The organism is Nostoc foliaceum FACHB-393 (assembly GCF_014698505.1).
GTDB lineage: Bacteria > Cyanobacteriota > Cyanobacteriia > Cyanobacteriales > Nostocaceae > Nostoc > Nostoc foliaceum_A.
The window spans coordinates 50,481-63,058 of record NZ_JACJTD010000008.1; the positions used below are offsets into that span (position 1 = coordinate 50,481).

The 12,578-nt window shown below is 40.2% G+C and carries 12 protein-coding genes and 1 tRNA gene; 10 read left to right on the forward strand and 3 right to left on the reverse strand.

Translation table 11 applies throughout. From position 1 onward, the window contains the following. The first annotated feature begins 116 nt into the window (after positions 1 to 116). The 7 genes from glmM to hpsP all read left to right on the forward strand — a co-directional run bounded on the left by glmM (position 117) and on the right by hpsP (position 9,095). The gene (gene glmM / locus H6G92_RS09480; protein WP_190893121.1) at positions 117 to 1,589 is read left to right on the forward strand and encodes a phosphoglucosamine mutase; all 1,473 of its coding nucleotides are present in this window, start codon (positions 117 to 119) and stop codon (positions 1,587 to 1,589) included. A 234-nt stretch (positions 1,590 to 1,823) separates the two neighbouring features. Further along, the gene (locus tag H6G92_RS09485; protein ID WP_190893122.1) at positions 1,824 to 2,591 is read left to right on the forward strand and encodes a glycosyltransferase family A protein; all 768 of its coding nucleotides are present in this window, start codon (positions 1,824 to 1,826) and stop codon (positions 2,589 to 2,591) included. A gap of 36 nt (positions 2,592 to 2,627) precedes the next feature. Next, complete coding sequence (hpsL, locus tag H6G92_RS09490) at positions 2,628 to 4,283, forward strand: hormogonium polysaccharide biosynthesis protein HpsL (RefSeq protein WP_190893123.1); 1,656 nt, start codon at positions 2,628 to 2,630, stop codon at positions 4,281 to 4,283. A gap of 11 nt (positions 4,284 to 4,294) precedes the next feature. Continuing rightward, complete coding sequence (locus tag H6G92_RS09495) at positions 4,295 to 5,443, forward strand: glycosyltransferase family 4 protein (protein ID WP_190893124.1); 1,149 nt, start codon at positions 4,295 to 4,297, stop codon at positions 5,441 to 5,443. Between the two features lie 185 nt (positions 5,444 to 5,628). Next, complete coding sequence (gene hpsN, locus H6G92_RS09500) at positions 5,629 to 6,609, forward strand: hormogonium polysaccharide biosynthesis glycosyltransferase HpsN (RefSeq protein ID WP_190893125.1); 981 nt, start codon at positions 5,629 to 5,631, stop codon at positions 6,607 to 6,609. 45 nt (positions 6,610 to 6,654) lie between these two features. After that, on the forward strand, positions 6,655 to 7,830 hold the full coding sequence (gene hpsO / locus H6G92_RS09505) for a hormogonium polysaccharide biosynthesis glycosyltransferase HpsO (protein WP_190893126.1): 1,176 nt from the start codon (positions 6,655 to 6,657) through the stop codon (positions 7,828 to 7,830). Between the two features lie 86 nt (positions 7,831 to 7,916). Continuing rightward, entirely contained in the window at positions 7,917 to 9,095 is a 1,179-nt protein-coding gene (gene hpsP / locus H6G92_RS09510; RefSeq protein WP_190893127.1) for a hormogonium polysaccharide biosynthesis glycosyltransferase HpsP, read from the forward strand. On the opposite strand, the gene H6G92_RS09515 is transcribed toward hpsP, so the two are convergent. Beyond that, positions 9,092 to 9,805 (reverse strand): hypothetical protein, encoded by a 714-nt coding sequence (locus H6G92_RS09515; RefSeq protein ID WP_190893129.1) that lies wholly within the window; start codon positions 9,803 to 9,805, stop codon positions 9,092 to 9,094. The two genes, hpsP and H6G92_RS09515, sit on opposite strands and share 4 nt — an antisense overlap. 59 nt (positions 9,806 to 9,864) lie before the next feature. Here H6G92_RS09515 and H6G92_RS09520 point away from each other — a divergent pair, with 59 nt between their 5' ends. Continuing rightward, positions 9,865 to 10,071, forward strand: coding sequence for a zinc ribbon domain-containing protein (locus H6G92_RS09520; protein ID WP_390625442.1), 207 nt, complete (start codon positions 9,865 to 9,867; stop codon positions 10,069 to 10,071). Positions 10,072 to 10,112: 41 nt separating this feature from the next. On the opposite strand, the gene pyrE is transcribed toward H6G92_RS09520, so the two are convergent. Next, entirely contained in the window at positions 10,113 to 10,736 is a 624-nt protein-coding gene (gene pyrE, locus H6G92_RS09525) for an orotate phosphoribosyltransferase (protein ID WP_190893131.1), read from the reverse strand. 100 nt (positions 10,737 to 10,836) lie between these two features. Between pyrE and H6G92_RS09530 the strand changes: the two genes are divergently transcribed. Beyond that, a complete protein-coding gene (locus H6G92_RS09530) occupies positions 10,837 to 11,271 on the forward strand; it encodes a hypothetical protein (RefSeq protein WP_190893133.1) in 435 nt (144 codons plus the stop codon). Between the two features lie 198 nt (positions 11,272 to 11,469). On the opposite strand, the gene H6G92_RS09535 is transcribed toward H6G92_RS09530, so the two are convergent. Continuing rightward, positions 11,470 to 11,542, reverse strand: a tRNA-Ile gene (locus H6G92_RS09535). A 301-nt stretch (positions 11,543 to 11,843) separates the two neighbouring features. Here H6G92_RS09535 and H6G92_RS09540 point away from each other — a divergent pair. Further along, positions 11,844 to 12,545 (forward strand): hypothetical protein, encoded by a 702-nt coding sequence (locus tag H6G92_RS09540; protein WP_190893135.1) that lies wholly within the window; start codon positions 11,844 to 11,846, stop codon positions 12,543 to 12,545. Positions 12,546 to 12,578: the final 33 nt, after the last annotated feature.

Sequence of the window (12,578 nt, forward strand, 5' to 3'; positions counted from 1 at the left end):
TTACGTAAGCATGGCTTGATCTAAAATGAATTTCTCAAGAGAAAAAGCATGTCGAAATTGCTGAATAAAGTCTTAAGTGTTATTTTTCGGTGTGATTGTGTGGAGTGTTTAAACATATGGTTTCATCTATAACTCGGACACCGGGAATTCCTGGGGGTTCTGCTTCTGAAGTTGATGCATTGGGTAAAGGGATTGAAAGCAGTTTTGGGCTGAATTTAATCCCACTACCAGCAAATGCCTTATTTGGCACAGATGGGATTCGCGGACGAGTCGGAGAATTACTGAGTGCGCCCCTAGCATTGCAAGTTGGTTTTTGGACGGGGATTATTTTACGTAACCATGCTACTCAAATAGGGCCAGTCATTCTTGGACAGGACTCCAGAAACTCCAGTGATATGCTGGCAATGGCTTTGAGTGCAGGTTTAACAGCAGCAGGATTAGAGGTTTGGTATTTGGGATTATGTCCCACTCCTTGCGTTGCCTATCTCACCAGCATCAGTGATGCCATCGGCGGAGTGATGATTTCTGCCAGCCACAATCCCCCAGAAGACAATGGAATTAAGGTTTTTGGTGCGAATGGTGGGAAGTTACCGCAAATATTGCAGGCAGAAATTGAAGCCGGACTGCGTGGCAAGATATCACCTATTGCTAGAGTCAGTAATTGCGGACGGCATTACTCACGTTTTGAGTTAGTGGGGCATTATGGCGAGGCGTTGAAAAAACCCTTGAACGGTACCCTAAATCTTCAAGGAATGAAGATTGTTTTAGACTTGGCGTGGGGTGCAGCAGTTGGGTTAGCACCATCAGTATTTACAGAAATGGGGGCAGAGGTAATCTGTTTGCATAACGAAGCAGATGGCGATCGCATTAATGTCAACTGCGGTTCCACCCACCTAGATATTCTTGCAGCCACAGTACAAGAACACAACGCCGACATCGGCTTTGCCTTCGATGGCGATGCCGATCGCGTCTTAGCAGTAGACAATACTGGCAGACAAGTTAACGGCGATTACATTCTCTACCTGTGGGGACGGCATTTACAACAAAACCAACAACTGCCAGACAACCTGATTGTATCTACAGTCATGGCCAACTTAGGCTTTGAAAAAGCTTGGCAGCAAATTGGTGGTAACTTAATTCGCACCGCAGTCGGTGACCAATATGTCCAAGCCGAAATGCAGCGGACTGGGGGAATGCTAGGCGGCGAACAATCCGGTCATATTCTTTGCCGTCATTATGCTGTGACTGGAGATGGCTTGTTAACAGCATTACATATAGCAGCTTTGGTGAAAGAGGCGGGTGTTTCCCTGGGTGAATTAGTAGATCAAAGCTTCCAGACCTACCCGCAACTCTTGCGGAACGTGCGAGTTGTAGATCGCGATCGCCGTTTGGGATGGCAAGATTGCCAACCTGTGCAACAAGCGATCGCTCTTGCTGAAGCTGCAATGGGTGATTCTGGCAGAATTTTAGTTCGCGCCTCTGGTACAGAACCAGTAATCAGAGTAATGGTAGAAGCCGCCAACGCCGAACTTACCAACTACTGGACAAATGAATTAGTTTCAAAAGTCCAACAGCATTTGATGGATTAAATTAGCTATTATCTCAGCTTTTTACAAGTGCCAATTTTACGTCACAGCTTCTACAAATTAACTAGCCTTAGTTATCTGTAGAAGCTGTGACATTTATCTTTGTATTGTTAAATCGTTTTCGACTAATTCCTTGTTAACAAAACTCACCACGTCAGTATGATTAGTACTGGTATCAGCTTAACGTGTTATTATTTACTTCAAGATTCTCTTAGCTATTTATTCTAAGATAATATAATGCTTGTTTTTGTTATCCCACTCAAAAGTGCAAAAGTTTCCAATTCTTGGGAACGTGTTACACAATTATTTGAAAGATGCATTAAATCAGTTTGCAATCAAACCTCACCTAACTTTCACGTTATTGTTGTTTGTCACGAAAAACCAAAAATAGAATTTACTAATTCTCATATAACATACATTACAGTCGATTTTTCTCCTCCAAATGAGACTAACCCTGTAGCTAAAGGAGACACAGATAAAGGGCGTAAAATATTAAAAGGATTGGTTTATGCTCGTCAATTTTATCCCACTCACACTATGACAGTTGATGCCGACGATTGTGTGAGTAAAAATTTAGCCAAGTTTATTCAACAACATCCTGATTCTGATGGCTGGGTTATCAATAAAGGTTATAAATATCAGGAAGGCAGTAAATATATATATATTAAAAGAAGCAATTTTTATAAGATGTGCGGCAGTTGTAATATTATTCGATATGATTTGAATGATTTGCCCGAAATCGCAGAATATGATCGTGGCTATGGATACTATAGATATTATATAGATCATGCCAAAGTCAGAGATATTTTAAAGAACAAACTAAAAAGCATTAAATCATTACCATTTGCAGGTGCGGTTTATATTTTGGATACAGGAGAAAATCTTTTTGATAATTCAAAAAGATTAAAATTTAGCATTTTTAATCGCAAATTATTAAATCAATCAGTTATAGATGAATTCGGATTGTACGACTTACAGCAATCCAGAGAAATTTGTCAACTGTAATATATTTCCCTGAAGCTGATAGGCTACATCACAATTATGCCGAAAATAAAATCAAAATCTCGACCATCTAAAAAATCGAAAAAGCAGGCTAAAAAGGAAACTTCTACCCTTAGCCTCAAAGAACAGTTAGCCCAAAAACGCAAAGCAGCCCAAGCACGTAAAGAACTCATCAGCATACTCACCACCGCCACCTTTGGCGGTGTCTTCTTTGGCATTGTGCTTTTTTTTGTAGCTGGAATTAAAGCAGCAGTCCCTGGTGTCTTGGGGATAATAATCATGTCCCTTTCTTACAAATACCCCCGACAAGCACTATATGCCTTCATCATTTACGTACCTATTGGAGGTACTATCACCTACTACTTGGGTAATAGTCCCATACTCCAATTAGCTAAAGATGCCTTTTATGTTCCAGCGCTAATTGGACTTTGGCAGACTTGCCGTAAACAGGGGTTACCTCTAATTATTCCTCAAGGCATTAAAATCCCACTTTATATTGTCTTGGGTTGCAGTGTACTAACACTGTTGTTTGTCAATGGTGGCCAGCAGTTTAACCCGCCTAGCGTCGGATTATTAGAAAAAGTAGAGAAAGAAATACCCTTAGGTATGGGAATTCTGGGACTGAAAGTATTTTTAGGCTATGTCCCACTGCTTGGTTGTGCTTACTATTTAATTCGTGATAAGCGGGATTTTCTAATTTTATCACGCCTCCAAATTGTCCTCACACTGATTTGTTGTGTGCTGGGATTCATCCAATACATGTTATTACTAACTGGGGCATGTGAAGGCACCAGAGGTCTTGAAGGAGATGCCTTATTTAGAGCAACACTCGAAGCTAGATGTTATTTTGGTGGAGCGCTAGTATATAGTCCCGATGAAGGGGTTATTCGCCTACCAGGGACATTTGTAGCCCCTTGGCAGTGGGCATGGTTCTTAATTGCCAGTACCTTTTTTACCTTTGCCACTGGCTTCACCGATCCCTCCCCAATATGGCGGCTGGTTGGTTTAGGTTCTTTAGTGACAGTCTTTATCAATGCTGTAATTTCTGGACAGAGAATCGCCTTAGCTTTAGTACCAACCTGCTTTGGCATTTTACTATTGCTTACTGGTCAAATTGGTAACCTCAAACGGTTTATTCCCATAGGGATAGGACTTGCCCTAGTTCTGGGAATTGCAATGGTGACTAACCCTGCTGTCGTGCAAGAGAGAACCGCAAGTTTTACCAGTCGGTGGGAGGCTTCACCACCTCAAGATTTTATCGTCCAGCAATTTGAAGAGAATTGGAAAAACGTAGACGGGCCCTTGGGAAGTGGCTTAGGTCGAGCAACTAACTCTGCCCGCGTAATGGGTAAAACTAAACTAGTGGAAACCTACTATCCCAAAGTACTTTATGAAGTTGGAATTCTTGGAGTACTAGCTTTTCTGGGTTTGGTCACTAGTTTAACAATTATTGGCTTTAAAACCTACCGCTCCATAAAGAACCGTAATTTCCGCAGTTACGGAGCAGCTTTGTGGGTGTTTATATTGTTTATTAGCTACAACACCTACTACTATCCTCTGGATGTTGATCCAGTTGCTGTCTATTACTGGTTTTTTGCGGGAGTTCTTTTTAAATTGCCAGAACTGGAGAAACAAGATAAAGAAGATGCTAACCCGCAGCAAAAAAACAAGAAAAAACGTCTAAAAACAATTTAAATGAAATAAAAATGGCAAAAGTTATCATAGGAGGTCAAAAACACCTCAGCATTCCAAACCTACCTCGAAATTCTCGGCATACACTCATCCGCCCTAAGCCTTTTCCCGCAGGCAGATATCCTATAGAAAAAATTTGGTATCCTTTAGGCAGCTTTATGGCGTGGCAGCCTGTATGGGAAAGATACCAAGCTATTCATGCTTTCAACAAGATTTTATATACAAATAAACCTTGGTTTCTCACATTTGAGGATCATCGGGTTTTATATAGAAACCCTAAAAATCAAGGTGAAGCTGCAATTTATGAATTATTAAATAATCGATTAGCGTTAGAAAATTGCCAAAAAATTATCGCTATCTCTGATTATGCAAAGTTGAGATTAATTAAGCGGATAGAAGGTTGGAAGATAGAAGGGAAAATAAGCAAAAAATTAGATGTTATCCATCCCAATTTTCCACTCAAAGTTAACCAATCAAAACTTTATTATGAACAGCAAAATCTCCAGCTTATATTTATAGGAAATCACATTGCCCGCAAAGGCGGAGTTGTTGCTTTAAGACTCGCTAAAAAAGCTGAAAAATTAGGTTTACCTATTACTGTACATATAATTTCAGAACTGGGGCATGGTTCAGGAGTACCAACTGATTTTCCCGATCGCAGTAAATATGTAGAGGATTTAAAGTTACTGAATCTAAATAACGTTGTATTTCATAAAAATCTTCCTAATGACAAAGTTATTGAGTTATTATCACAAAATCATTTTCAATTAATGGCAACTTTACATGATACTTATGGCTTTAGTATCATAGAAGGTTTTTCAGTTGCAACTCCTGCGATTACAACAAATGTATGCGCTTTACCAGAGTTTATTCGTCATGGCGAAAATGGATATATTTTAGAGTTACCAATTAATGAAAATAGGCATTGGAGTAATTGGCTACATGGAGAGAAAACTAAAACTGATGAATATTGGGAAATTGTAAATACTACCTATGACTATTTGGCAGATAAAGCATTACAGCAAATAATTCAATTTCTTGATAGAAGTGATAAACGAGAACATTACGAATTTTTAAGCGCAGGAGCATTAGCTCAAGCGCAAATTGTGCATAACTCCGAAAAGCAAAATGAGTTCTTTGATAATCTCTATGCAGCAGTGTAAAAAATTGATTGAATGTGAATTCTGACTTTTTAGGTCATGCAGGAAACCCAACAAAGTCCTAACCAACAAGCAAGCTTCCCTAGTAGGTAAGGGAGTAAATTCAAGTAATAGAAGCTTACTGAATTTCCGTAAAATTAAGTTTTATAAGGTTATTATCAAAGTAGAAAAATTGCTTAATAAAAATCATGAATAATTGGCCATTAATTACTGTAGTTATTCCGACTTATGGTCGAGAAGAAGCGCTACGGGATAGCATTGTAGATGTCCTAAAACAGGAATATCCAAATTTTGAAGTTTTAGTAGTAGACCAAACCCCAAAACACCAACCAGAAATTCAAGCCTACCTAGAAGAAATGGCGGTAGCAGGTAAAATCAAGTGGTTGCGCTTAGATTGGGCAAGTTTGCCAGGGGCGCGAAATTATGCTGTGCGGCGGTCATCTGGTGAAATAATATTATTTATTGATGATGATGTTCAGCTAACCCCAGAATTGTTAACAGCCCATGCGAAAAATTATTTGCAAAACCCAGAAGTAGGGGCTGTCGCCGGACGGGTATTTGACAGAATGAAATTGGGTGATTCTGGAGGAGATTTAGAGATTGAATATCTGCCTCCCCAAGCTATGGATCCAGGAATTGCTTGGTATCATATTGATTTAGTGCATACCATCAAACCCCAGCAAGTGCTAACAGCGAGGGGTTGTAACATGTCATTTCGTCGCGAAATTTTTACTAAGTACGGGCTGAGGTTTGATGAGAGGTTTCGCGGTAGTGCAGTGCGCGAAGAGTCAGATTTTTGTTTGCGGGTGCGACAGACCGGATATAAGATTTGGTACGACCCAGAGGCCCATTTGGTGCATTTAGGCGAAGAAACAGGGGGTTGTCATGATATTAGTATGCGATCGCTAAAATATCAACTCACCTTTTACCACAACCATTTCCTACTAGGGCTGAAAAACCTCACTGCTACTCAAGCTTTACGCCTATACGCCCGTTTATTTGACTGTCACGTTCTCGGACACGCACCTTGTAACAAAAGCGGTTCCCCCATCAAAATCGCCACTCGCGCTATTTTCTACACTTTGGGTTTTTTCAAAGCCTTGGGTACTGTCATCCAATCACTATGGAACGATGGCCAAATTTACAGCCGATTGGATGAACAAGTTTAGGCATTTGTCATTGGTCATTAGTGAATAACAAAGAATAAATGAAAAATGAGAATTTTAGTTGCTAGTCACACTTATATCGTAGACCTCAACTGTGAAAAATTACGCGCTTTATCTCAACTAGAACCGGGAGTTGAAGTGACAGTTGTAGTACCAAAGCGCTGGAAACCAGGTGGCGTGCAAAATAGAATTATTGAAACTGAATACCGTGATGAAGGCACATTTAGAATAGTTCCAGTTTCTAATTTTAGTCAAAATCATCAGGGACTTCTTACCTTTAGTGCTGATTTGATATCTTTATTAAAACAATTTCGTCCCCAAATAATTCAAGTAGAACAAGGGTCTAGGGGGCTAGCTTATACTCAGATGATTGCCTTAAATCAGCTATTAGGACTCAAGGCAAAAAATGTATTTTTTACTTGGTGGAATTTACCCTATGAACTGAAATTACCAATTTCTTTATTAGAAAAATATAACCTCAATCACAGCCACGGCATCATTTCTGGAAATCAAGATGGGGCAGAAATTTTGCGACAACGGGGATACAAAGGAGCAATTAAAGTCATGCCGCAGCTGGGTGTAGATGAAAGTTTATTTACTCCCAAACTTCAACCACAATTAGCAGCTAAGTTGGGAATTGAAAAAGAAGATTTCGTAGTAGGTTTTGTTGGACGTTTTGTGCAAGAGAAGGGTTTATTGACGCTTTTACAAGCCTTAGTAAATTTGAAAAATAAACCTTGGAAATTACTGCTACTGGGACGAGGAGAGTTGCAAACTGAATTAACCAAAATTGCGGCAGAAAACAATATTAAAGAACGGTTAATTTTAGTAGAAAGTGTCCCCCATAACGAGGTTGCAAACTATATCAATTTAATGAGTACTTTAGTACTGCCTTCAGAAACAACATACAAGTTTAAAACCTTAACTTCTGTTGGCTGGAAAGAACAATTTGGCCATGTGATAATTGAGGCAATGGCTTGCCAAGTACCTGTGATTGGTTCCGATTCTGGTGAAATTCCCTATGTAATTGGCGAAGCTGGTTTGGTATTTACTGAAGGTGATGCTCAAGCCCTTGCTAATTGCTTAGTTCAGGTAATGGATAAACCAGATTTTGCTCATACCCTGGGTAAAATGGGTTATCAAAAAGCAATGATTAAATATACAAATAAAGCTTTAGCTAAACAGCAATTAGAGTTTTATCGAGAGTTAGTTATTAGTCATTAGTCATTAGTGAATAACAAACGACGTAGACGCGCCAGCGGCTACTCTTACGAGAACGCTTTCTATCACAAATGGCAAATGATAAAAAAATGAAAATATTACAAATTGTCCCTTCAATTTCTCTGATTTACGGTGGCCCCAGTCAAATGGTGCTAGGATTAGCTCCAGCTTTGGTAAAAGGGGGAGTGGAAGTTACAATTCTCACAACTGATAGTAATGGTGATAATGGTCAAACACCTCTGGATATTCCTTTAAATAGCCCAATTAAACAAGATGGCTATGAAATAATTTACTTTCGTTGTGCCCCCTTTCGTCGCTACAAATTTTCCCTAGATTTATTAAACTGGCTAAAACGTCATGCTCACGAGTTTGACATAGCACATATTCATGCTCTATTCTCTCCCATAAGTAGTGCTGCTGCTATTGTCTGTCGTCAGCAAAAACTACCTTATATTTTCCGCCCTTTGGGTACTCTCGATCCGGCTGATTTACGGAAGAAAAAACGATTAAAGCAGCTTTATGTCGCAATTATAGAACGTCAAAATTTAGCTGGTGCCGCAGCAATTCATTTTACCAGCGATCAAGAAGCTAAAATATCAGAACGATTTGGAGTATCTACGCCCGATTTGGTAATTCCCTTGGGTGTAATTCCCCCTCAATCCCCCCTTAAAAATGTATCTAGTCAGTTAGAAATACCAAAGGATGTGCCTTTAGTGCTGTTTATGTCACGAATTGACCCGAAAAAGGGGTTAAATTTGTTGATTCCAGCGCTAGAGAAGCTTTTAGCTGTTGGTTATAAGTTTCATTTTGTCTTAGCTGGAACAAATCCTCAAGATCCAGATTACGAACAAAAGATAATATCCCAAATTCAAAATTCACCACTGCGATCGCACACTACAATTACAGGTTTTGTCACTGGTGAACTCAAAGTTAGTTTACTACAAGCTGCTGATTTATTTGTCTTACCTTCCTACTACGAAAATTTTGGGATTGCTGTAGCTGAAGCGATGGTAGCAGGTATACCCGTAGTCATTTCTGACCAAGTGCATATTTGTCAACAGATACGTGATAGTGAGTCGGGTTGGGTGGGTGCAACAGATGTCCAAGCACTGCTAGAGTTACTGCAAGAAGCTTTGCAAAATCCCGCAGAACGCCAACGACGAGGATTAAACGCCCAACAATATGCATTGAAAAATTTTAGCTGGGATGCGATCGCAAGGCAAACAATCCAAGCCTACCAGGAAATTCTGGCAAACAAATTAATTTAACCCAACGCAGATAACAGTAGTTTTTGCCAAATAGGCGCTAGAACTGCTTTGACAACGATATCCGCAATTACAAAACCAATCCCAATCAACATATAAGTTTTGGGAAAGGGAGATTTTGGAACTTCGCCTCTAATGCGAGTTACTAAATTTAATCCTAAAGCAGCTAAAGCTACCCCAGTGGCAATAAACCCAATTATCCGCAAAATTGACCACGGATACCATCCTAAAATAGCTGCTAACCAAGGTTTAGCACTAACTCTCACCAATTCTGCAACATAAAAATTCATGTAGTTCAGCATCCACGTGCCGAATATCAATGCCATGCTACTTAAAGTGACAACGCAGAGAATACAAAAAATTCCGTAGTGCAATAAATGATCTGGTAAAAATAAACGGAGTGTTCCTTCCATACCTTCTCCCGTGCGAATCCAGTGCAACATCTCAGTAGTGTATGACTGTCCACGGAGGATGACTTTTGCTGCTGTTTCTGGTGCGATCGCTGTTGCTACAATTACGGCAATACTCTGCAACACTCCCCACAGTAACATCCACCAAAAAGCACTTTTATATTGTTGACGACGTACTTGTAAGAAGAAAATGGGATAGGGAACAGCAGCACCGAAAATCGGCATCAGCCAGGGAACTCCAAAAACAAAACTGGCAGTTGTGCTGAGGATAACACCAATAACGAAAAATATTACTATTATCATAATGGGGACTAAAGGTTAGTGATTTGGCATTCCGCGACTTTCTAAGCATCTGAGAGTGGGTGGCGACAAAGAAAGTCTACATCAACCCGTGGTACCCCTCCAGCAAGACTTGCTCCTGCTGTGGTCATCTCCTTGAAAAGTTAGAAATCTCCGAGCGAAAATGGCGTTGTCCGTCTTGTAGGTCTAAAAACGACCTGGACGGCAACGCGGCGAAGATTGTTGGGTTAGGTGATGTTATGCGGTATGAAATTGTAATCGCTGTTTGACTCCAGAATCTCCATACCTTCACGGGGAGTACATCAAATGTTCATGAATTTGCAAGTTGTCGGTAGCGTTCTTGAACTTCTTGAATCGAAAACAAAGTTTCAAACTTCAACCCAACTGACTGGTACAACTCACCTCCCCCTTGTTCGCGGTCTACCAGTGAAATTACTTGATTTACGGTATAACCTGCATCTTTAAGGCGATCAACAGCTTTCAGAGCAGATTGCCCAGTTGTTACCACATCTTCCAAAACTACTACTTTTGCACCTTCTGGTAAACTGGGACCTTCTATATAAGCTCTTGTCCCATAACCCTTGGCTTCCTTGCGAATAATCAGCGCTGGTATCGGTCGGTTTTCATAAACAGAAACTAGACTCACTGCTGTGACAATTGGGTCAGCCCCCAATGTTAAACCACCCACAGCCTGTGTATCTACGGGTAATAAAGGAAATATCAACCGTCCAACTGCCAAAGCACCTTGAGGATGAAGTGTTACCTGTGTTTTATTGACGTAATAAGAACTACGTAGCCCAGAGGAGAGGAGAAAATCACCTTCTTGATAAGCAAGTTGGCAAAATAAATCTAGTAGCTTATGGCGCAAAGTGGTCAAATCAGGAGTGGTTGCCCAAATATCTGAGTGGGTAAGAGTTTCAGTAGGATACGTCATTACAAAACATTAAAAGTTGTGCTACACCAAAGGTTGAACTCATCAGAGTTCTGAACTTAAGCATAAATTAAGATTGCCCAAAAACTGAGGAGTCAGAAACGTGCGTATAAAATTAAAAACCTTTGGTGGTGTACTGGTGCTGCTTGTTGCTGGTATTGCTTTTCCCTCTGTTGCATCTGCTCAAACAGAAACACCCAATTATGAAACTACGAGTGATGCATTTGAACGAGCTTATTTTCGTCATGATCGCAATTTCTACGAAAATAGCAGCCTCAAGCGTCAGCTAGACTCATTTCTAGGATCTGGTTCCGGTTTTGGTGGTTCCTTCCCAGAAAATGAAATTGCCCGCGATGCTGAGTTGGTTAACACTTTATATCATGATGTCCTGACTCAGCAAGTTGGTAACGATCCTTATATTCGCACTCCTGATTTACCAAATCCTTATGACACATCGCTGATGATGTCTCCTCGGTTGAATAGCAGCAAACTCAAAGTGGGAACTGAATTCAGGTTTGAAACTTTACCACCTCGGTAACAGTCCTAGTCTGTGGGGTCATTAGTCCTTAGTTCCTTGTAATTTGTCAGCAACTATTGACTAATGGCTAAATTACCAAATCATAGCTGTAGGAGTTGAACCAGGATGGCAATACTCAAGATAATCTAGTATTACTCATGTCCCAATCATCTTTGAGGGTCTGGTAACACAACACATTATTGGTTTTTGATCGTTCAGTGCGCCCTGCTGGAATCGAACCAGCCTGAAGGCGAATTATGAGTTCGCTGCCTCCCCAATCGGCCAAAGGCGCTTGTTTTTTGGGTTTTGGGTTCCTATGAGTCAATTAATTTAACTCTTAGGTAAACCTTATTTGCTAATGCTAATTTTAAAGTGAGGCAAATCCCTCATTGCATTAAGTTTAGCCAATTGCGTAATTATAGCACAAATTTCCCACCTTTGAATACTCGACAATAGTTTACCAGATTTTTATACTACATAATTTGATCATGAAATAGTGCAAACTAATATTGATTAAGTTCCTTTAAGGATTGAGGTCAAAAGCTTCACTATTCTTAAATAGACCAGCATTCTTATGTGATAGCTTGTCAGCGATGAAAATAAATTCTACTGTACTTCTTACTTTGATTTTGTTAATCCTGATGATGGGAGCAGGTTCTGTAAGCGCCTTTTTGGGTTTTGAACTGGGGAGTTCAGCACTTAAAGGCGTTACCACACCAGATGGGCGTCCCACAACCAAATTCGCCAGCAATAAGGCAAATAACTCCCAACAGACAGGGCTAGTGCTATTAAAAGAGGAAGAGATTCTGAAAATTGTCAAGGCACGAATTGAGGGTAAGACCAAAGCTGCTAAATCGGAAAAGCTAGAGGAAGATGATGAAGAAACCAATAGCAGCAAGCAGAAGCCAGAGGAAAAACCCCCAGTAGTGGTTGAAGAAAAACCCCAGCCAGGTTTTCCAGTTATTGCCCAGAGTCAGGGTGTAACCATGACTGTGCAATCTGTCCGTTACTCTGGTGGTGATTTGCTACTGAAAGTGAAAATGCAGAACAAAGGTAAGGATTCTGTGCGCTTTTTGTATAGTTTTTTAGATGTTACCGATGATAAAGGACGAACCTTAAGCGCTAGTACAGAGGGTTTACCAACAGAATTGCCTGTAAATGGGCCAGCATTTACAGGTACAGTGAGCATTCCCACAGCTTTACTTGATGATGTCAAGAAGATATCACTTGCTCTCACTGATTATCCCGCTCAAGAATTAAAGCTGGAAGCATCGAATATTCCTGTAGAAAGGTAGATTGGGCATTGGCATTTTTTACTATTCCCTATT